Raw genomic sequence first — 22,505 nt, 5'->3', positions numbered from 1 at the left:
GTTAGTACAGACGATGAAAAAACAGAAACTAGCCAACGCACTGCTCAGCTCGTTAATTGTTACCAGTTTGGCGGCAACGCCTGCATTTGCAGAGTCGACTACGACGACAAGTTTAACTACATCTGCTTCCAACAGTAATGTGAAGCTCTCTTTTCCAGATGTGGCATCCGATTATTGGGGTATCCGGCATATCACTAAACTGGCTTTAGAAGGCATCATTCAGGGCTATGAGGACGGTTCATACGGTGCAGAGAAATCTGTGACCCAACAAGATGTTCTGATCATGGCTACACGGATGATGGGACTTGAAGCACAGGCCAAAGCGATGACAGCAACCACTGTATTTCCTGATTTTATGCTGGTTGACGACTATGCTCGTAACTACGTTGCTTTAGCCCTTCAGAAGGGCTTGATTTCGAACGAGGAAGAAAAAGCTAGATCACAGATGGACGCAGACTCCAAGGAGAAATGGGGACAGCGCAAAGCTTCCAGGGAATGGGTAGCGGAAGTCGTGATCCGTGCGATCGGCAAACAGTCCTTGGCACAAGGTATGGGGTCTTTGCCTACTTCTTTTACAGATAATAATGAGATTAGTTATTCAGCTCTCGGTTATGTCAATGCAGCCGTTTCTCTGAACGTCGTCAATGGTTTCGAAGACGGTTCGTTCCAACCGAAAGGCTCCGTGACGCGTGCTCAGATGGCCGCGTTCCTCAGCCGTTCCCAAAGTGATTTGACCGAGCTCCCTCAGCATGCCGTTCGAGGTTACTTAACAAGCTTGAGCTCAAGCACGATCTCAATTAGTGATTCTGACGGAAATACAAGTACGTATAAGATTGATCCGCAAACCGTGTTTTATGGAAATAAAGATGATAATGCGATTGATCCTTCGCTGCTTGAAGAAACTTATGAAGTCTCCCTTGTGCAAAATAACGGAACCGCCTACTATGTTGAAATCGTCAAAGATGAGCTTCAGATGGACATTTATGACGGGAAGCTGCTCAAGCTGAACATGAACAATTTGACCGCTATTTTGGACGATTACGTTTCATATAACCTTGCGCCGGATGTTACAGTAACGGATGCAGATGGAAGAGGACTCAGCCTGGCGTCTGTCGTGGAAGGAAGTATCATTGAGTTAAGAAGAAATAAGCTCATGAAAGGTGACAAAATCACTTCCATTATCGTCAAGCAGGTTCCTGTCAACAAGACAGCTGTAGGCGTCATTCAAACGATCAACAAAGATACTCATCAGTTGGGATTCTTAGAATCAACAACAGGTCAAACAGAAGCATTCGGATACTCCAGTAATTTGATCGTGACGCTGCCGGATAACAGCTTGATCGATATTAACTCGCTACACGTTGGAGATTCTATTGAGTACACCGTGAACAACAGTGAGGTTGTAAAGATTGGCGTAAAGAAACAAGCGGATGTTGGTGTTACCGTTGAAGGCACCTTGAAGGATGTCAGTGATGACAAGTCGTATTTAACTATTACGAAGGCTAGCGGCAACGCTCTAGCTGCTTACGAACTTAGTGACAATGTGCAGGTGCAGATTGATGGACTTGCTACGGCAAGCATTTATGATGTAGCTCCAGGGGATTCGGTAAAGCTGGATGTGCTTAACAACAAGGTTACATTAATTACAGTAACGAACCGATCGATTGAGAACTTATACTTTGCAAAAATTATCAGTTATGACACAACGAACAAAATTTTAACTGTACAAGACAATGCAGGAGTACCACACGCTTATCAAATAACAGAAAGTATTAGCATCAAATATGCCGGCACTACGCTTCCATTTGCCAGCTTCAGCAACACATTCACGGCTGGTAAATATGTAGACCTGCTTGTTTCCAAGAACAACGTTACTTCCATTCAAATGTCTACTCAACTGAATGGAACATTAACACAATTGAATCTGCAAACCAATGATGTGACCATCAAAACGGATAGCGGTCAAAACCTGACTTTCAAGTTGACCTATGCGCCAACTGTTGAAATTCCTAACAGATCCAGCAGTACGTTGTCTGATCTGAAGGTTGGAGATAATGTTGGTATCATTTTGAGCTATGACCAATCGATCGTGACGAATATCGTGATCAGCAATACATCGCTGTATAAGGTTGTAACTACAAATGTCAACAGTAAGCAGATGACGGTACAGGACAGCTCCAACACGCTGTACTCCGTAGCTTTGGACAGTGTACCTATTGTGAAAGCTGATCAAACTTCTGGAACTATTTCGGATATCTTAGCTGATGAATATGTGAAGGTTTCTTATAAAGGTAAATCCGCTGTGAAAGTAGAATTGGTCAACACGATTCGAGGCAAGGTTATCGCATTGGATGCAGCTAGCTCTAGCCTAACTGTTCAAGATTTTACGGGTACCAATCAGGTTGTTGGACTCGGGGGTAACTACGCGGTGAAGCTGAACGGAGGTTCTACATTGAGTTTTGCTTCAATCAAAGTAGGAGACCGTGTTCAGGTAACCAAGGATGCGACGGATAAAATCATCGTGCAGGTTGCTGCAGCGGCAAAGCGGGAATTTTCCATGTATAACAACATTGTGAATCAGATGGTCTTTAAATCGACAAGCTCCGGCGATAAAACTTCATACAACATTTATCCTAGAGCTTACTTCCACAAAGGCAGTGATATTTTAACGGCTGCTTCCTTTAAAGAAGGAGATCAGATTCTGTTCTATGTGTTAGATGATAAAATTGTTGAAATGGAAGTCCAATAAATTGAACGAATGCTAGCGATTAACCGTCTGTATGGCAGGGGCTTACCTTGCGGCAGACGGTTATTTGTTTCCAAGTAGGACAAATAAGTGTAAAGATTTATAAAATGTTCTCAATTTCAGTCCTACAAGCATTGATTCTGCCTTCACAATTCGATACACTTGAACATATTACGCCTCAAGGAAAATTAGAAGATGACACAAAAATCGGTAAGACATATTTTGGACACGATTGGCGACATGTTCCCGAATGCGCATTGTGAGCTGAACCACAGCAATCCGTTCGAGCTTACGATTGCAGTGCTGCTCTCCGCGCAGTGTACGGATGAAACCGTGAATAAGGTGACGGTATCCTTGTTTCAAAAGTATCAACAACCGCAAGATTACTTAGCCGTTCCTCTAGAGGAGCTTGAACAGGATATTCGCAGAATCGGCTTGTTTCGGAATAAAGCGAAGAACATCCAGAAATTATGTCAGCTGCTGATGGACAAGTATGACGGTCAGATTCCGGAACAACATGAACAATTGGTCGAATTGCCCGGTGTAGGTCGAAAGACAGCTAATGTCGTTGTCTCGAATGCCTTCGGAGTTCCTGCCATTGCCGTAGATACACATGTAGAACGTGTCTCGAAACGACTGGGCTTGGCCGGCTGGGATGATTCAGTGCTTGAAGTTGAAAAAAGCTCATGAAGAAAATACCGCGAGATGAATGGACTCAGACCCATCACCGACTTATTTTTTTCGGACGCTATCACTGTAAGGCGCAAAACCCTCAATGCGAGGTCTGTCCTCTCCTGGACGTTTGCAGAGAAGGAAAAAAACGTATGAAACCAAGTGTAACAAGGAAAGCTACTAAAAAGAATGATTAGCAAACAAAGGATGGGATGGAAATGAAGTGCATCGCCGTATACACCAATAGCTTTGAATTATTTTCCGATATTTACGAGCAAGTGATTAACACTCCGCTAGGCGAAAATGAAGAGAAAGTCATCGAAGGTGTGACCGTAAGCGAATCCGGTGAAGTTCCTCAAAACTACATAGACAAAATGAAAACAAAGCCTGAAGTTGTTGTTATGAAAGTGAAGGACTCCGATATCACAATACTTCAACACCGCGACGTATTTGAAATCTTCCTGCCTGAAAAGGAAACAGCGGCAATTTCTTAAATCTCCCTAGAGGAGATTTTTTTATGCCCTTGCGCCTTCTTTTTGATAGTCGTATTCATTGACGAAAAGGGGAGCGGGGGCTTACACTGGAATTCGTAGTAAATCGACAGTGTTTTCAAGTTAGGCAGGGAGAAACGAACATGCAGACAAAGATAGAGAAGAACCATAGTGAAACGATGCTGGAGGATATTCGCCGCATGGAAGAGTCCATAAGCCATGCAGGTGATGCTCAGAATGCTTCAAAGCTAGAACAATTGTTGTATAAAATCCATTCTAAGCGCATGAATATTGCGTTTTGCGGACATTTTTCTGCGGGTAAATCAACTTTGATCAATCAATTGTGCGGTCACGCGCTGCTGCCATCGAGCCCAATTCCAACCAGCGCCAACATCGTAAGTATTCGAAATGGTGAAGCCGGAGCGCACGTGCAGCATAAAACGAACGGTGAGAGTCAAGAAGCAGCAGTCATTCCGTTAGAAGATTTGGAAGCCTATTGTGTCAATGGTACGGATATCGAATCCGTGGAGATTAGTTACCCGATTGCCTGGTTGGGCGACCGTGCAGCGCTGCTTGATACACCGGGTATTGATTCTACGGATGATGCCCATCATCAGTCTACGGAATCGGCGCTGCATCTAGCTGATGTTGTGTTCTATGTGATGGACTACAACCATGTTCAATCCGAGGTGAATCTGGCGTTCACCAAAAAAATGAAAGAGTGGGGAAAACCGCTCTATCTGGTTGTGAACATGATTGATAAGCACAAGGAGCGGGAGCTCCCGTTCAAGCAGTATCAGGAAGGGACGAAGATGGCCTTCCAAAGCTGGGGAATTGAGCCTGACGGCATCTTGTATGTAACCATGAAGGAGCCTGCGCACCCCCATAATGAATATGCCAAATTGAACTGGCTCCTCAAGCAGTTAATCGGGCGCGGGGAAGAGCTTCGCAGCTTCAGCTTGGATGCATCCGCGCGTTATCTGGCGGAGGAGCACGGCAACTGGGTGGCTGAGCAGAATGAGTCCCGCAAAGAGGAACTCATGGATGAGCTGGGCCAGGAAGGCGACGTGCAGGAGCTTGTACAGCTTGCGGAGGAGAAAGTGCGCGAGCAGAAGCAGTTGAAGGAGCTGCCGGAAGTTTTGACAGCAGCTCTGAGAAAAGAGCTTGGCGTGATTATCGAGAACGCCAACATCACACCGGCCTTGACGCGGGATAAGGCTCACCAGTATTTGGAGAGCCGCAAGCCCGGGTTCAAGGTGGGCTTTTCTCGCGTGCCGCGCAGACGGCAGCGGAGATGGAGAAACGCCTGCAAGCGTTTCAGGCTGATTTTGCTGAGCAGGTGGAAGCCCAGCTCGATTGGCATTTGCGCGATGCGCTCAAGAAAGCCGCCGAGCAGCAAGGTCTTCACAGCGAAGAGCTGACCCGCGAGATTGAAGCGCTGAAGGCTGACGTCTCCGCGCATTGGCTTGCTGCGCAGGTGCATGCCGGAGCTGTCTTTGGGGGCGAGTACACGCTGAACTACATGAAGCAGGTAGCTTCTGATGTGAAGCAGCAGTACCGCAAGCAGGCGTTCGCATTGATTGACCGGCTCGCCGCCGCGGTCGGCGAGCGCTCCTCGCAAGCCGCTGCTGCGCTTGCGGAAGAGCTCAAGGCGCTGGACGAACGTCTCAGCGCCTATAAAGAGCTGCAGCGGCTCGAGGAAGCCGAGGCCGCTGCGCGGCGTGAACTGCTGCAAATGGCCAGCTGGCGGAAGCCGCTTCCGCCGGCGCTGCCTGATATGCAGCAGTTCACGGCCTCCATGAAGGAGCCGGCTGCCGCCCCGCAAGGCGGGGGGCTGCATGTGACCTCCATGGGCACGATCCTGCAGGCTGCCCACACCGCGCAGGCAGCCTCGAATGCCGCCGCAGCGCCTGCGGAGGCTGCGGCAGCGCCTTCCGTGTTCGCCTCGGGCGAACACGTGGGGCGCATGGAGCGCAAAGCCGCCTCGCTGCGCTCAGCGGCGGAGCTCATCGACGGGCTGCCGTCGATGAGCTCTCTGGCGCGCTCCATGCGCGACAAGGCTGAACGTCTGCGCAAGCGGACGTTCACGATTGCGCTGTTCGGCGCCTTCAGCGCCGGCAAGTCCTCGTTCGCCAATGCGTTGATCGGCGAACGCGTCCTGCCGGTGTCGCCGAACCCGACGACGGCGGCGATCAACCGGATTATGCCGCCGCAGGACGGATGGCCGCACGGTACGGCCAAGGTCAAAATGAAGACCGCCGACGCCATTTTGCAGGATGTGCTCTATTCACTTGAGCTGCTTGGCGTCCAGGCCCACGACATGGATTCGGCATTGCTGCGAATCGGCAAGCTTACACCTGCTGATGTAACGCCGAAAGGAAAGCCGCATTACTCCTTCTTAAAGGCAGTCGAGAAGGGATGGTCCGAGGCAAGAAGCAAGCTGGGTTCTGAGCTTAAAATTACAAAGGATGAATTCTCAGGCTATGTAGCAGAAGAGTCAAAATCCTGCTTTGTTGAGTTTATTGAACTTTATTATTCGAATCCTCTGACTGATCAAGGTATTATTTTTGTGGATACACCGGGAGCGGACTCCATTAATGCACGTCACACGGGAGTCGCGTTTAATTATATTAAGAATGCGGATGCCATTCTTTTTGTCACCTACTATAATCATGCCTTTTCTCAAGCGGATCGTGAGTTCCTTCTGCAGCTCGGTCGCGTCAAGGATAGCTTTGAAATGGATAAAATGTTTTTCATTGTAAATGCAGCTGACCTGGCCTCCAGTCAGGAAGAGCTCGAAGGCGTTGTGAAGCACGTGGAGACCAACCTGCTGCAGCACGGCATTCGTCATCCTCGTATATATCCGATTTCCAGTTATTTGGCGGCGGAAGGGAAGGTTACCGGAGATCACAGACTCGTGCAGCAATCACAAATTACACCGTTTGAGCAGGATTTCGTGAAGTTTACGTTAGGAGAGCTAAGCGAGGTTGCCATTCACTCCGCCAATTTGGAAATGTCTCGTGCGGTTCAGACTATGCAGCATTGGCTGGAGTCGGCTAAGCATGGGGAAGAACAGCGAAAGCAGCAGATAGCTTCATTGGAGCAGGCTGAATCCGGCTGTCTTAAGCTTCTAAGCGATGCGGATGGTACAGCTGATCTGCGAGAGCTACGGAAAGAAATCCAAGAGCTCCTATACTATGTGAAGCAGAGAACGATGTATCGTTTCGGTGAGCTTTACAACTACGCCTTCAATTCGTCGACCTTCCGTGAAGAAGCGCGTGATCCGAAGCAAGCGCTGAAGCTGGCTTGGAATGAATTGCAGCGAATGATTGCTTACGATTTATCGCAAGAGGTGCTTGCCACTACACTGCGGATCGAGAATAAAATGAATCAATTGTCTCAAGCTCGATTGAATCGTTGGTCGGAACAAGCTGCGGAGCTATTAGAAGGCTTTGCCTGTGAAGAGTATACGGCTAATCGTTTTACAACACCTACTGTTGAAGGTAAGCTTGAAGCCGCCGAAGTGACGGACCGTCTGCTTCAGAGCTATTTTAAAAATACGAAACAGTTCTTTGAAGGTGACGGGAAGAGCAAGCTTAGGGCTGAACTGGAACAGCGCGTGAATGAGCCGGTATCCAGATTGATGGATGAGTATTCACACATACTGGACCAAACCTACTCCGGGCAGTTGGAAGATTGGATTGGCCAATTGAAGGAGAAGCTAATAAGTGAGGTTACCGAGCATAGCAAGGGTATGCTTGGCGCCCTCGAGATGAAAATTGATTTGGATGAATTAACTGGACTTAAGCAGCAGTTGGTTGATTTAATGGAGTAATTCAACATCGTGCAAAAGGGATGTTCTCGCTAAACCGGCGGGAGCATCTCTTGCACTTTAGGAGCATTTTCTGAATGATGATGATGATTTTAGAAGTGCTTTGCAGAGCATTTTGAATTTTTTCTCCTCTTTCCTTTGATAAGATGATGACAAGAAACAACAACAGACAATCGAGAGAGGGGCATTAGCAATGAAGAGATTCAGTCAAGCCGTATGCAGTGCAGTAGTGATCGGCGGATTACTCGCCGGATGTTCAAGCCAAGGAGATGTCACATCCTCCACACCAGGGACGAAGCCGACAGAATCAGCCGGTAAAAAAGATGAAAACGTACACCTGACCTTCTGGAGAAATTCAGGAAATGACACGGAAAACGCCGCTTATGATAAGCTGGTTGCCGCCTTTATGGAAAAGAACCCGAATATCTCGGTAGAAATGACACCGATTCCCTACTCGGATTATGATACCAAGCTGAGGGTATCTATTGCTTCCGGCAGCCCGCCGGATATCATGGCGCTTGATGCGCCGACACTGGGATCCTATGCCAACGCGGGGGCGCTGAAGCCGCTGACTTCGTATTTCAAAGCAGACGGTAATATGGATGACATTCCTAAATCTACACTTGCGACGTACACATACCAGAATGAAATTTATATGGCTCCACTGACGGAATCCTCTATTGCCATGTTTTATAATAAGAAATTATTTGATGCCAAGGGGATTCCACTCCCATCGAAAAAATCCGGATGAGCCTTGGACTTGGGAGCAGGTCCTGGATGCAGCTAAGAAAATCAATGATCCGGCGAATGGTGTGTTTGGAATTGATCCGGCTCAAGGCTTTGGCAGTGCAGGCGGCACCGCGTATTTTAAGTATCCGATCGTTTGGCAATTCGGCGGGGAGATCATGAGCCCTGACGGTAAAACATCCAAAGGGTATCTCGATTCGGCGCAAACGAAGAAAGCGATTCAATTCTTCTCCGATTTGTATAATAAGGATCAAGTATCCGCCATGGAGTATCCGCCGGATCCATTCCCGAACGGTAAGCTGGGGATTACGATCGACGGCTCCTGGTCACTGGCGAATCTGAAGGAGAAGTTCCCGGACTTTAAGCTTGGTGTTGATTATGATATCGCCCCACTTCCCAAAGAATCCGCACAGGCAGTTGCCAATGGAAGCTGGGCCCTAGGAATTTCTTCGAAAAGCCAACACTCGGATGAAGCTTGGAAGTTTATCAATTTCGTAACCGGCCATGACGGTCAAAAGATGTATTGTGAAATGACCAAAGATATACCATCCCGTTATTCGGCGGCAAAGGATTTCCCGGAACTGAATGAATATCCGAAGAACGTCTTCGTCGTGCAAAACCAGAAATTCGGCAGACCGCGCCCGATTACGCCGATTTTTCCGCAAATGTCCGATGCTGTTAACAAAATGTTTGAGGATGTTACCATCAGCAAACGAAATATCGATGCAGCTGTCTCCGATGCGATAACAACGATTGATCAAGCCTATGCAGACTTAGAAAAGCAGCAGAAAAAATAAATACAAAGTCAAGGGGACGAATCATGTTGATCGTCTCCTTGTCGCGTTCCTGCTAAACAACCGTGTTCGTATTTTAATACCGATCGAGTTTACGTAATTGGCGATAATATGAAGAGACGAGATCTGTAGTTTCGGAGGTGTCCAGCTGGTTCCTAGCACAGTTTGTTGCCACCTTAGAGGATTCTTCGATCAAATGGAAAGCTCTGTCATCATGAAGAAGGAGAGGAGAGTCATGTTTTTTTCATTGAGGAGCCGTTTGCTGGCTGTATTTGCAGTCTTGCTCATTTTCCCATTTGCACTGCTGGCCTTCATTCTGAGTGAAGCATCGACCACAATCATTAAAACTTCCATAGAATCCTCCACGACACAAACGATGGAGCAGTTCGCTTCTCACGTGACAACACTCTTAAAGCAGGTGGAAGACACGGGGAACCAGGTCATGGGCAGCAGAATGACACAGGACTGGCTCGCTGTACAAGGGAGCTCGGAACTTTCGAGCCGAGACAAAGTCGCCGCTAAGCAGCGAGTGCGCGAGTTTTTTTCCTCGTATGCGGTTAATAATTCCAACGGAATTTCCATAAGCGCATTTACCGAGGAGACAGGAGGATTATGGACGCAGGATCGCTCTTACAAGACCGCGGCATGGTACGAGGAGTTCACGACTGTGAATAAACGATGGACTATTGCCCATAAGGATGTCGATCAACCGGATGAATACATGAGGAGCCGTTCGGTGAACAGTTTTATCTTCCCGCTCGTTCAGCTTCAATCTTTTCGAAGTGCAGGCATCATTAAGGTCAACTATCCTACTTCTCTGCTGCGCGATACGATTGGCAAGATCACGATCGGCCGGACAGGCAGAGTTATCTTATTGACGCATGATGGACAGAGTGTGCTGAATCAGGACATTGATGCGGAGCAGAGTGATCTCAGTGCAGCGCTCTCAGAGATAGAGATACGTTATCGAGACTCGAATTATGGTGTGTTTCCACTCAAGCAAAGCGGTGAAAGCCGTCTGTTCTTCTATCGTAAACTGCCTGGGCAGGATTGGATCATAGCAGGTATCGTACCCGAACGGGAATTATATGAACAGATCTCATACATACGCCAGACCATTCTCATTGTGAGCGTAGTGCTGTTAATTCTTGCGATGCTGGCCGCTTTCTGGCTGTCGGCAGGTATTACTAAGCCGCTTAGCCGCATGGCCAGAGCTATGAAATATGTGCAGCGCGGCGAATTTGGACAAGCAGAGCAGCTCATGCCGAAGGTCCGCGACGGCCATAGCGAAGTGGACTACGTGACAGCAGTTTTTGAACAAATGACGGTCAGACTGCGCCACTTGATCGAAACGGAATTTGAAACAAACCTGAGCAAGCGAAACGCCGAGTACAAAGCGCTGCTGCTCCAGATCAATCCGCATTTTTACAATAACACGCTTGAAATTATTAGCGGTCTAGCCGCTATGAAGCGGGAAGACTTAGTGATGGACGCAACGGAAGCGTTAGGTAAAATGATGCGCTATTCCTTGAACCTGAATACGGATTTGGTCAAAGTGTCGGAAGAGATGGCTTACATTCGAGATTACTTATTCATTCTTCATCTTCGGCATGAAGTAAGGTTGCAGGTCACGATCAAAGAAGATCCACAAGCCGCACAGCTAGTGATTGCTAAATTCATTTTGCAGCCTATTGTTGAAAATGCGGTGAAATACAGTTTGGAAAAGGAAGGAACGGCTCAAATTCATATCGAAACGGCAATCAGGAATGAATGTCTGCTGCTTACGGTAACTGACAATGGCATCGGTATGCAGCCGGATCTGGCAGATGATCTGAGAAACGGGCACCGTAAAGGGGATTTGGCATCCGTTCTTAACAGTGAGGGGCACAGTATTGGGCTTCGAAATGTATTGTCGCGGTGCCGCTTGATGTATGGAGAAGCGTTTGATTGCATCTTGCATTCTGAACCTGGAGAAGGTACGGAAATATCACTATGTTTACCGATCGTGAGGAGTTGATTGCTTATGTATTCTTTGATGCTGGTAGACGATGAAGCTGGTGTTCGCAACAGCATTAAGGCGAAAATAGATTGGCGGGCAGCCGGTTATACGATCGATGCGGAAGCATCCAGCGGATTGGAGGCGATGCAGCTGTTGAGTGAAGGACGTCAGCCGGACGTCATGATGACGGATATCCGGATGCCTCAGATGAATGGCATCGAGCTCATCAAGGCGTGCAAAGAGAAGTACCCTCACATGCGGATCATTGTGCTATCCGGTTATTCCGATTATGAATATATGAAGGCTGCAATTCAATACGGTGTGAAGGACTATCTGCTGAAGCCGGTCATCCGCAGTGAATTAACAGCACTTCTGCAGAAATTGGCTGACGAATTGGAAGCGGACCGCGCCCGGGAACGACAGCAGGATCAGGAAGAATTGAAGAATCATCAGCTTTTTCAAATGATGCAGGAGCAGGTGATTTGGCAGCTGGTTAAAGATGAATGGTTTAGCCTGCCGGTTGTCCAAGAAAGGCTGCAGCAAGTGCAGCTTGATTTTTTGTCCGAGGAGCAGGTTAAGGCGCAATTTGTCACCGTAGAGATGAGAATACCGCAAGGCAGACTCGATGATGGGAGCCAGCGTAAGGATTTGCTTTACTTAGCGCTCCTGCTCCTATGCCGGGAAACAGCGGAAAAGAAGGGACACGTATACCCCTTTTATGATGTTAGCCATCCTGCGATGGTGCACTTTCTGATTCCTATTGAAGAGGAGAGCAATCGAAATCAAGGCTTCGTAGATTCGTTCGTTCATGACATAAAGAGGAACATACGGAGTTATTTGAGAGTGGACAGTGTCTCAGGGATTGGAGAGCCAATCAAAGGACTGAAGCAGTTCAAGCACGGGTACGCTTCAAGCATGCTGGCATGGAGTCTGAGTACCGTGAAGTCAGGCAAAACGGATGAGAGGCACCACATGTCTCAACTGGCGAATGCGTTCTCCCCTGAAGCGGAGCGCAAGTTGATGCAATCCATTGAAAACCTCGATATGCATTCCTTTACCAAACAAGTGCATGAACTATTTTCGGATCATCATGATACACCTATGTTTGTATTTACGTTTGTCATGCTTAGGCTGATCCTGATGTTTAGCGCGATTGCCAAAAAGTTTGAATTAGGTGATCCCTCGCTCCAGACGTATTTGTGGAATTGTCAAATGTCCGTACGTGATTATCAATCGAGAGAGCAGGTTATGGAACAACTGCATGACATGGCTCGGCTTGTTATGGAGCAGGTTAAAAAGACACGGTTTTCCAGTGGTCAGCAGATGACGGAAGCGATTCGTAAATATGTAGACGAGAACTTTTGCTATGAGCTGACCTTGTCCTCTCTTGCCGATATGTTTCATTTGAATGAAACCTATTTGTCTGGACTGTTCAAGCAGCAGGCAGGAGCAACCTTCAGTGACTATGTAACGCGGCTCCGCCTTCAAAAAGCGGTGGAACTGCTTAAAGAAAATGAACTGAAATTGACGGACATCGCCACATTGGTCGGCTATTCCAGCTCCAGCTATTTCAGCACTGCTTTCAAAAAATGGTACGGCAAAGGTCCAAAGGAATATAGGGATGAACTGCTCGGCAGTTAGTATCCATGAATGTCTTTAAGCCCCTGCAACTGCAGCGGGCTTTTTCCGATTCTATGCTTTTTATTACGAAAAGCAAGGCAAGTAGAAGGAACGCGAAACGGTAGCCATACTTCTTGAACGAGTTGCAAATGAAATTAAAAGGGATGTGCAGATGAAATTGAAATCTTTCTCGGGGCGTCTTTTATACAATTACCGTACAGTCTATGACGACAAAAGCGAAGTATGGAGGGAAGCATGAGCAAGAGAACATGGTTATGGACAACTGGAGCGCTTGCGGCAGTATGTATAGGAATCGGAGGGACTGTACTAATGGTCAATAGAAGCCATCAAGAGACCTCAAAGCTCGCAGCATCTTTCAATTATTCGAGTGATCCTGCTTATTATACGGAGCCTTACCGTCCTCAATATCATCTGTCGCCCCCGTCGGGCAATATGAGCGATCCGAATGGGATGGTTTATTTCGAGGGTGAATTTCATCAATTTTATCAAAATAGCGGGCAGTGGGGACATGCAGTTAGCAAGGATTTGATCCATTGGGAGCATCTGCCCGTGGCCCTGGCTAGAGATTCGCTGGGGGAGATCTGGTCGGGCAGCGCAGTGGTGGACCGCGATGATACGAGCGGCTTTTTCGGAGGTAAAGCGGGACTTGTGGCGATATTTACTCATTTTAAAGGCGGGCTTCAATCCCAAAGCATCGCATACAGCAGCGATAAAGGAAGAACTTGGACAAAGTATGCGGGCAATCCGGTCATTCCGAATCCAGGCCTTAAAGACTTTAGGGATCCAAAAGTGATCTGGCACGAGCCCAGCCATTCCTGGGTGATGGTAGTATCTGTGGATAACCGTGTCCGATTCTACAAATCGCCAAATTTGAAGGATTGGACGATGACGAGCGAGTTTGGAAGTGACCAAGGGTCACATGCCGCTGTCTGGGAGTGCCCGGATCTATTCGAGCTTCCTGTAGAAGGGAGTAAAGAAACGAAATGGGTGCTGACGGTAAGCGTAGGGAGCAATAAAACGACAAAAGGTTCGACAGCGCAGTACTTCATCGGATCATTTGACGGAGCATCGTTCAAGAACGATAATCATCCGTCGGATGTGCTTTGGACCGATTACGGCAAAGACTATTATGCGGCTGTCTCGTATTCCGATATCCCGGTGAAAGACGGCAGGCGCATCTGGCTGGGGTGGATGTCCAATTGGCGGTATCCGTTCTCCATGCCAACCAGCGGTTGGAAAGGCAATATGTCGATACCGCGTGAGCTGAAATTGCGGATGATTGAAGGTCAAGGCCTGCGCATGGTTCAGGAACCGATCCAAGAGCTTGAGTCCTTAAGAGGCAAGGAAGTTACGCTGCCGAAGCAGCTTGTAACTGCTGATCATAATCCGTTCATGGATTTGAAAGGAGTCTCATATGAGCTTACTACAGAGCTGACTGTAGAACCGAAAGCACGATTTACCTTCGAGCTGCGCAAGGGAAGCAGTCAAGCAACGACTGTTAGTTATGATGAGGGAAGCGGACTATTGACGGTGGACAGGACCCATTCCGGTGTCACCTCGTTTGAGAAAGATTTTGCAGAAACGATGTCTGCGCCTGTGGGACTCAAGGATAAGACCCCCCCCCCCCCCCCCCCCCCCCCCGCTCAAGCTGCGCTTTTTCGTGGATTCGTCAAGTCTGGAAGTGTTTGCAAACGACGGACAGGCCGTCATTTCATCTATTATCTTTCCGAATCCGACAAGCAGCGCACTGTCGTTATCATCTGCAACCGGCGGCATCACTCTGGATCAGGCCACCTTCTATCCGCTGAGGACGGTATGGCGTAATGAAGACCCGGATAGCACTGAACCGCTTCGGATTGCTTTGGGCAGAGACTCGATGGATGTCGGAGCAGGGGAAACAGGCTTGATGGAAGCTTCTGTTGTACCGTTCAGCGCCAATCCCTCCATTCGGGAGTCCAGCGATCCATCGGTTGCCATGGTAGAAGGGGTGAAGGAAGGCGCTAAAGTGAAGGGAATCAAACCGGGTCAAGCCGTCATACAGGCAGTTAGCATAGATGGCCGTATACATGCCTCATTTCACGTATTTGTATTTGACAACAAGAAGGAGGAATAACCGTGGAATCAGCCGTTACCAGAAAAACAAGATCATCGAGCTTCCGCAGGCATGAACAGTTTACAGCTCTGTGGTTCATCCTGCCGGCGTTGGCCTTGCTGCTGGTGTTTGTGTTCTACCCGATGCTACAGGCTTTTATCATCAGCTTCAAAAATTACTCGCTGGTTGGAGCGGGAGATGTCTTTGTCGGTTTAGATAATTACGCTAATCTGATGAAGGATCTGGCTTTTTCAAAAGTCTCGTGCATTCCTTTCACTTCGCAATTATCGTGATTCCGATTCAAACCAGTATTGCTTTAGCATTAGCTATGCTCATTCAAAAGAAGTCGGCGGCATCCGGGCTGTTCCGAACGTTGTATTTCATTCCGGTCATCGTATCAACGGCGGTTGCCGCTACGGTGTTCAAGCTCATTTACAACAAAGAATTCGGCTTGCTCAACAGTGTACTGAAAGCTTTCCATTTACCGGTAACGAATTTCTTATCCAACCCGGAGACGGCCATGAACGGCATCATTATGCTTGGCATCTGGAAGGGTGCGGGATTTTTCATGATTATCTTTTTTAGCCGGTCTGAACAATATATCTCCTGATTTATATGAAGCTGCTAGAGTAGACGGGGCTACGAAGCTGCAACAGTTTGTGAAAATTACACTGCCGCTGCTGAATCGAACCATGGCATTTGTCGTCATTATGACGACGATTGATGCAATCAAGCTGTCGGGTCTTGTCTTCGTACTCACAAACGGAGGACCGAACAGCTCTACGGAAACCGTCGTCTATTACATCTACAAGCAAGCATTTACCCAGATGAGAATGGGATATGCCACAGCGGCGGCGTTCGTATTGTTTGCTATTGTTTTGACCATCTCGTTGATTCAAATGAAATTATTCAACAAGGATGCAGATGCATCATGAAGGAGGAACGGCCGTGAATCGAATTTATACCTGCGGCAGATGGATGGTCATGATACTAATTGCCTTGGTTTCGGTTGCACCGATTCTTTGGATGGTAGCAGGTTCATTTCGCCCTTATCAGGAGCTGTTTAAATATACGTCGCTGGACATTCATCTTATTGTTCCTGTGGAGTGGACTGCAAAGAATTTCCATCAAGTTATCTTTAACGCACGGGATCCGTTCCTTCGCTATATCTGGAATACGCTATTCGTTGCCACGGTGGTAACGTTCCTAGTGTTGGTCATCAATTCCATGGCGGCATTTGCTTTTGCAAAGCTGCGCTTCCGATTAAAGTCCGTCGTATTTGCCTTATTTATGTCGGCGATGATTATTCCGGGCGAAGTTACGCTGGTGCCTAACTATTTGCTCATGCATGACTTGGGATGGCTCAATTCGTACAAAGCACTCATCGTGCCCTCGATGCTCTCCGTATTTGGCATCTTCATGCTTCGGCAGTTTTTTGCAGAGGTCCCGAATGAAATGATGGAAGCGGCCCGGATCGACGGTGCAAGCTTGCCGCGAACCTTCCTTTCGATCGTACTGCCTGCCGCTGTTCCTGCATTAATTACCCTTGGTTTGATGACTTTTCTGGGCAATTGGGATTCATATCTATGGCCGCTTATTGTGATTAACGACCAAAAGATGCAGATGATCCAAGTCGGGATCTCTACGTTTTCCTCTAATGAAGGAACGGATTGGTCCAAAGTGCTGGCTGCTAATACGATTTCGACAGCACCGATTCTGCTGCTGTTCCTGTTCCTTCAGCGCTACTATATTCAAGGAATCACAATGTCCGGGATTAAAGGTTAAACTTCGCCCGGTACGATGGCATCGAAGAAGAATGTGCAGCTTTTATTTCATATTTATAAAAAGAGACGAATTGGCCAGGTGATGAAACATAATGGATCATAATGATGAAAACCGCGATGTGGAACGAGGCGAAAGCCATAACCGGCAAGAAGCAGGTAAGGAACAACTCAGAGAGGACCATTACAGGTTGCGTTATCATTTCATGCCGCCTGCGGGTTGGATGAACGATCCGAATGGACTGATCTTTTTTAAAGGGGAGTATCATATTTTCTACCAGTATCATCCGCACGAAGCGAAATGGGGCCCGATGCACTGGGGGCATGCCAAGAGTAAAGATTTAATCACGTGGGAGCATCTGCCTATCGCATTAGCGCCATCTGAGTATTATGATCTGGGCGAAAGCGGAGGGTACGGCTGTTGGTCCGGCAGCGCGGTGGATGATAACGGTGTGTTAACACTGGTTTACAGGCAGGGCATGTTGACGGGAGATCGCCTATCGAGGTTCAATGTGTGGCAACAAGCACGGATGGTATCATTTTTGAAAAAGCGCCGCATAACCCCGTTATCGCCGGACCTCCAGAGGAGGGAGGCTTCGGATTTCGAGATCCTAAAGTGTGGCAATATGGCGGCATGTGGTATATGGTCTTAGGCTATGGGAAGGACGGCTTGGGCAAAGCGCTGCTTTACCGGTCTCAGGATTTGAAGACTTGGTCTTTTCTAGGAATTGCAGCTGAAAGTGACGGTACGATGGGGGATATGTGGGAGTGCCCGGATTTGTTCTCGCTCGGGAGCGAGGGCCGTCACGCTCTTATTATTTCGCCGATGAATATGGGAGCAACGAAGACCATGTATCTCACGGGGGAATTTGACTATGAGACTGGAGAATTTCGTTACGACATTGCGGATCGTTTAGATCATGGATCTGACTTTTATGCGCCGCAAACATTCTTAGACGGTCAGGGACGTCGTCTTCTGATTGGCTGGATGAATATGTGGGGATCCGCGATGCCTGAGCAGGCGAACGGTTGGGCTGGGGCATTTTCGGTTCCGCGCGAGCTGAAGCTAGCGGATGACGGGACACTTCGAATGTTGCCTGTAGAGGAGCTACAGCAGCTTCGGGCAAACCACCGGCATGTGGACCGGATGTTGCTAGCAGCAGATACGGAGCTGATCATTTCCAATTTGCGGGGGGATGTCTTGGAGCTGATAGCCGTCTTCAAGACGAATCCGTCAATTCCTGCTGGAGAGTTTGGTTTGAAGCTTCGTTGTTCGGATGATGGCAAAGAATATACAGAAGTTGCTTTTGAGCCGAGGGAACGTAAGCTGAAGGTTGATAGGACTTTCAGTGGAGAAGGGAATGGAGGAACTTGCGAGGCATATTTGGCGAATGCGGCCGATGGATTGGTTCGCTTGCACCTTTTCCTGGACCGGTCATCAGTTGAATTATTTGCAAATGGCGGAGAAAAGACGATGACCAATCGGATTTATCCGAAAGCGGACAGTTTGGGAATCAAGGTGTTTACCAGAGTGTGTGAAGCAGAGCTGGAATCGCTCGAAGTATGGGATTTGAATCTAAAAAGATAAAAAAAACGGCAGAATGGAGTACAGCTGATAGACGTTCTTACGGGAAAAAGGTTGTTCGAATACAGCCCGATTCTGTGAGAAGGTCAATCCACATATCCTGACTGCCGTTGTGTTTTTCAACAATGAACGCGCGTTCTTATGAAAGGGCTTACAAACGATAGGATTCAGATTATATTCAAGAAAGATATGGATTGATGCCAGTTTTTGTGAAGTTATGCGGATTTAAGCGTTTAAATCGGGTTTTCCTCTCGTTGCTGCTAGATAGCGATGGTGTTAAGATTCATTAAGTATTAAAACGCTTTCTTGGCTATTCCCAATTTTTCCTTCTTGAGGAGGGTGCTCGCAGGTGGATGTTTTCAGGCAGTTGAAGCAATTTTATTGGCCCCAGAAAAAAGCTGTTGTTCGCATCGATTCTTTGCTTGATGACGGCAACGGGGCTGGGGCTTGTGTATCCGAATTTGCTCCGGTATTTGATCGATGAGGTGATTGCCAAGCAGCAATTCGGGTTGGTTCCGAAGCTTTCGCTTTTCGTTGTCGGGGTCGTCTCCCTGAAAGGGATGTTTCAGTTTCTGCATGGCTTATGCGGAGGGAGACTCGGCAACCGGGTTGCCTATCGATTGCGCAACGCCCTGTATAACAAGCTTCAATATTTGTCGTTTCAATACTATGATCAGGCGCGTACGGGCGATCTGATGTCCCGTTTGACAGCGGACCTGGAAGCAATCCGGAAACTTTGTCGGCTTCGGCTTTGCCCAAATTTTGAACGTCTTCCTTATGCTGATCTTCGGTATGAGCATGATGTTCTCAATCAACTGGAAGCTGACGCTGCTGACGATGATTTCAATGCCGTTTTTGGCTTTCACCGCCATCCGGTTTGAGGGAAAGATCCACCCTGCTTTTCGTATGGTCCGCAAATCGCTGGGAACGATGACGACTGCTGTGCAGGAGAACATTACAGGCGTACGGACTGTGAAATCCTTTGCCCGCGAGCCTTATGAAGTTAAGAAATTCGCCTCGCATAACGAAGAGTACCGGGCTATGAACGTGGAGACGTCCTTTATTTGGGCCAAATCTTCCCCATTATGGAGATTCTCGCGAATCTAAGCGTCGTGCTTCTGCTTGGTGTAGGCGGTTACATGGTGGTTCAGGATACGATTACATTAGGTGAGCTTGTCGCCTGCTTCAGTATCATTTGGTATATTATCGGGCCTATGTGGGGGCTAGGGTTCCATATTAATAACTTTACACAAACGAAGGCTTCCGGGGAGAAGATTCTAGAAATCCTCCATCAATACTTGCATGTCAAGGATCAAGCAGGTGCTGTGTCACTGGCAGATCAGGAGGTACAAGGACATGTTCGCTTTGACAATGTTACCTTTGCCTATCCGGAAAAACAGCCTGCTTTATACAATTTCTCTGTAGATGCTCCTGCCGGCTCTGTGATTGGGTTGCTTGGAAGCACGGGCTCTGGCAAGACAACGGTTGTAAGTCTTCTCATGAGAGCCTACAACGTCAAGGAAGGCACCATCGCGTTGGACGGAAAGGATCTGCGCAGCATCCAGGTGGAGAGTGTCCGCAAACAAGTGGCTGCGGTGTTTCAGGAGACGTTCCTGTTCTCATCTACGATCCGCAATAATATTGCCTATGGCCGCAAGCAGGTGAGTATGGAAGAGATTATCCGTGCAGCCAAGCTGGCGAAGGCTCATGATTTCATTATGGAGCTGCCGCTCGGGTACGATACGGTTGTCGGTGAGCGTGGACTCGGATTATCAGGCGGTCAGAAGCAGCGGATTGCCATTGCTAGGGCACTGCTCAAGGACCCCAAGATCTTGATCCTTGATGATGCAACGAGCGCGGTAGATATGGAGACGGAGCATGAGATTCAAGCCGGCTTCAAAGAAGTGATGCAAGGCCGTACGACATTCATCATTGCGCATCGCATATCGTCTCTGAAGCATGCGGATGAAATTATTGTGCTTGATGAAGGCAGAATCGTCCAGCGAGGCACTCATGAAGAGCTGCTTCAGCAGGAAGGGCTGTATCGTCAAACCTATCAAATTCAGTACGCGGATCAGCCTGATGCGGATTGGATGAAGCCTTCGGATACCTATTCTACATCTCCCTTGGAAAGAAGGTTAGCGCATTGAGTACCCAATCGAAGCAATCGAAGCCTGGTATCGAGCAAGACAGCCAGTCCGGACAACGGTTTGTGTATCAGGATGATGAACTGATCGACAAGCCGTTTGATTGGAATCAGCTTCGACGATTATTCGGCTACATGAAGCCTTATGCCCGGCAGTTTTTACCGGTGATTATTATTATGATGTTTGTGGGGGCTCTAACGAAGCTTACTGTACCCCTGCTTATCAAATATGCGATTGACCGTGCGATTACTCCCAAAGATGGAAACTTGTTATTGACGATCATGGGCATCATGCTAGGTGTATACCTGATTCAATGGACTGCTAACACCTTCCGTATTCGATATACGAATCTGATCGGGCAGCGTGTCATCTACGATCTCAGGCACGACTTGTTTAGCCATATCCAGAAGCTTTCTTTCCGTTTCTTTGATACACGACCGGCTGGGTCAGTCCTTGTGAGGGTTACGAATTATGTCAATTCCCTGCAAGACTTATTTACGAACGGTGTTGTCAACCTGCTTGTGGATTGTGTGCAGCTGTGCGGCATCATGGTGATTCTGCTTACATACAACTTTAAGCTTGGCGCCGCGATCATTATAACAGTTCCTTTGATGTTCATCATTTCAACCAAGCTTCGTTTGAAGATTAGAAGAGCCTGGCAGGATGTAACGATTAAGCAATCCCGCTTGAACTCGCATCTGAACGAATGTATTCAAGGTATTCGGGTGACACAGGCTTACACGCAAGAGAAAGAGAACATCCAATATTTCGAAAATATGAACATGGTGAACCGGTTGGCTTGGAACCGTGCTTCCATGCTGAACCAGAGCTTCGGGCCGATTATCGAAATCACTGGCGCGGTTGGTTACTGTATCTTGTTCTGGCTTGGCGCGCACATGATTGAAACGAAAGAAATTTCGGTGGGCCTCTTGGTTGCCTTTGCGACCTATATCGGGTACTTCTGGGAGCCGATTACGCGGCTAGGGCAAATGTACTCGCAGCTGCTTGTAGCTATGGCTTCGTCGGAACGAATCTTCGAATATATCGACGAGAAGCCTTCTGTAGCCGAGAATGAAGATGCGGGGGAGCTTCCGAATATCGTCGGTCACGTGAAGTTCGAGAATCTCGTCTTTGAGTATGAAAAAGGCAGACCTGCTCTGAAGGGGATCCATCTGGATGTGAAAGCAGGCCAATCCATTGCTCTTGTAGGACATACGGGCTCCGGTAAAAGTACGATCATGAATCTCCTGTGCCGGTTCTATGATCCGGTGGAAGGGCGTGTGCTGATCGATGGTCACGATATCCGCGAGGTTACGATCCAGAGCCTTCGCTCTCAGGTTGGTATCGTGCTGCAGGACACGTTTATTTTCTCGGGTACGATCCGTGACAATATTCGATTCGGCAGACTGGATGCCACGGATGCGGAAGTCGAGATGGCGGCTAGAGCGGTGTATGCCCACGACTTTATTGCAGAACTGCCGCAAGGCTATGATACAGAAGTACAGGAGCGGGGTAATGTCCTCTCCATGGGTCAGCGTCAGCTGATCTCATTCGCGAGAGCGCTGCTCGCAGATCCTCGCATTCTAATCTTGGACGAAGCAACGGCCAGTATCGACACCGAGACCGAGCTCAAAATCCAGGAAGCGCTGAAGACGCTACTCGCTGGGCGGACATCGTTTATCGTGGCACATCGTCTTTCCACCATCCGTAATGCGGATAAAATCATAGTTCTGGACCATGGACAAATGATGGAGAGCGGCAGCCATGAAGAATTGATGAGAGAACGAAAAATCTATTACGGCCTCATTCATGCTCAATATAAATTTTTGCAAGATGCTGTGTAGACGCGGAGATTTCGCTGAATTACCTTACATGTATAGAGCCTTGGAACATACGGGTTTCCAGAAGTTTAAATAAACAATGTCAGCCTGATTGCAACCTGCGATCAGGCTGTTTGAATGCCAACTTTTTATCATAA

The 22,505-nt window shown here is 48.0% G+C and carries 15 protein-coding genes and 5 pseudogenes; all 20 read left to right on the top strand.

Features of this window, described 5'->3' with window-relative positions; genetic code table 11:
- Positions 1-13: 13 nt before the first annotated feature.
- Positions 14-2,749: an S-layer homology domain-containing protein gene (locus L0M14_RS14235; protein WP_235122671.1), complete on the top strand. Its 2,736-nt coding sequence runs from the start codon at positions 14-16 to the stop codon at positions 2,747-2,749.
- Between the two features lie 192 nt (positions 2,750-2,941).
- Positions 2,942-3,615 (top strand): annotated as a pseudogene (gene nth / locus L0M14_RS14230) (endonuclease III).
- 21 nt (positions 3,616-3,636) lie between these two features.
- Entirely contained in the window at positions 3,637-3,912 is a 276-nt protein-coding gene (locus tag L0M14_RS14225; protein WP_235122670.1) for an NAD/NADP transhydrogenase alpha subunit, read from the top strand.
- Between the two features lie 140 nt (positions 3,913-4,052).
- The gene (locus L0M14_RS14220; RefSeq protein WP_235122669.1) at positions 4,053-5,330 is read left to right on the top strand and encodes a dynamin family protein; all 1,278 of its coding nucleotides are present in this window, start codon (positions 4,053-4,055) and stop codon (positions 5,328-5,330) included.
- Between the two features lie 101 nt (positions 5,331-5,431).
- Positions 5,432-7,744, top strand: coding sequence for a dynamin family protein (locus L0M14_RS14215; RefSeq protein ID WP_311198904.1), 2,313 nt, complete (start codon positions 5,432-5,434; stop codon positions 7,742-7,744).
- Between the two features lie 190 nt (positions 7,745-7,934).
- On the top strand, positions 7,935-8,492 hold the full coding sequence (locus L0M14_RS14210; RefSeq protein ID WP_235122668.1) for an ABC transporter substrate-binding protein: 558 nt from the start codon (positions 7,935-7,937) through the stop codon (positions 8,490-8,492).
- Positions 8,452-9,285 (top strand): extracellular solute-binding protein, encoded by an 834-nt coding sequence (locus tag L0M14_RS14205; protein WP_235122667.1) that lies wholly within the window; start codon positions 8,452-8,454, stop codon positions 9,283-9,285. Before L0M14_RS14210 ends, L0M14_RS14205 begins: the two co-directional genes overlap by 41 nt.
- Positions 9,286-9,517: 232 nt before the next feature.
- Entirely contained in the window at positions 9,518-11,299 is a 1,782-nt protein-coding gene (locus tag L0M14_RS14200) for a cache domain-containing sensor histidine kinase (protein ID WP_235122666.1), read from the top strand.
- Between the two features lie 6 nt (positions 11,300-11,305).
- Positions 11,306-12,922: a response regulator transcription factor gene (locus L0M14_RS14195; protein ID WP_235122665.1), complete on the top strand. Its 1,617-nt coding sequence runs from the start codon at positions 11,306-11,308 to the stop codon at positions 12,920-12,922.
- Positions 12,923-13,144: 222 nt separating this feature from the next.
- Positions 13,145-14,473, top strand: a pseudogene (locus tag L0M14_RS14190) (glycoside hydrolase family 32 protein); the annotation flags it as partial.
- Positions 14,472-14,663: pseudogene (locus L0M14_RS31535) on the top strand (GH32 C-terminal domain-containing protein); the annotation flags it as partial. The pseudogenes L0M14_RS14190 and L0M14_RS31535, both read left to right, overlap by 2 nt.
- 135 nt (positions 14,664-14,798) lie before the next feature.
- The gene (locus L0M14_RS14185) at positions 14,799-15,035 is read left to right on the top strand and encodes an Ig-like domain-containing protein (RefSeq protein WP_235123082.1); all 237 of its coding nucleotides are present in this window, start codon (positions 14,799-14,801) and stop codon (positions 15,033-15,035) included.
- A 2-nt stretch (positions 15,036-15,037) separates the two neighbouring features.
- Positions 15,038-15,307 carry a hypothetical protein gene (locus tag L0M14_RS14180; protein WP_235122664.1) on the top strand — a complete coding sequence of 90 codons (270 nt, stop codon included), beginning with the start codon at positions 15,038-15,040 and terminating at the stop codon, positions 15,305-15,307.
- Positions 15,304-15,624, top strand: coding sequence for a carbohydrate ABC transporter permease (locus L0M14_RS14175; RefSeq protein WP_235122663.1), 321 nt, complete (start codon positions 15,304-15,306; stop codon positions 15,622-15,624). The genes L0M14_RS14180 and L0M14_RS14175 overlap by 4 nt, the downstream gene beginning before the upstream one ends.
- Positions 15,605-15,949, top strand: a complete 345-nt coding sequence (locus L0M14_RS14170; protein ID WP_311198903.1) for a carbohydrate ABC transporter permease — start codon at positions 15,605-15,607, stop codon at positions 15,947-15,949. Before L0M14_RS14175 ends, L0M14_RS14170 begins: the two co-directional genes overlap by 20 nt.
- Before the next feature lie 13 nt (positions 15,950-15,962).
- Entirely contained in the window at positions 15,963-16,799 is an 837-nt protein-coding gene (locus L0M14_RS14165; protein WP_235122662.1) for a carbohydrate ABC transporter permease, read from the top strand.
- 91 nt (positions 16,800-16,890) lie between these two features.
- Positions 16,891-17,825: pseudogene (locus L0M14_RS32240) on the top strand (glycoside hydrolase family 32 protein); the annotation flags it as partial.
- Complete coding sequence (locus tag L0M14_RS32235; RefSeq protein ID WP_405031078.1) at positions 17,805-18,383, top strand: GH32 C-terminal domain-containing protein; 579 nt, start codon at positions 17,805-17,807, stop codon at positions 18,381-18,383. The pseudogene L0M14_RS32240 and the gene L0M14_RS32235, both read left to right, overlap by 21 nt.
- A 346-nt stretch (positions 18,384-18,729) precedes the next feature.
- A pseudogene (locus L0M14_RS14150) lies at positions 18,730-20,530 on the top strand (ABC transporter ATP-binding protein).
- Entirely contained in the window at positions 20,527-22,371 is a 1,845-nt protein-coding gene (locus L0M14_RS14145) for an ABC transporter ATP-binding protein (RefSeq protein WP_235122661.1), read from the top strand. The pseudogene L0M14_RS14150 and the gene L0M14_RS14145 overlap by 4 nt, the downstream one beginning before the upstream one ends.
- Positions 22,372-22,505 lie beyond the last annotated feature (134 nt).

This window comes from Paenibacillus hexagrammi, assembly GCF_021513275.1.
Taxonomy (GTDB): Bacteria; Bacillota; Bacilli; order Paenibacillales; family NBRC-103111; genus Paenibacillus_E; species Paenibacillus_E hexagrammi.
The sequence above is the reverse complement of the archived record's forward strand: the minus strand, read 5'-3'. Positions and strand labels throughout refer to the sequence as shown.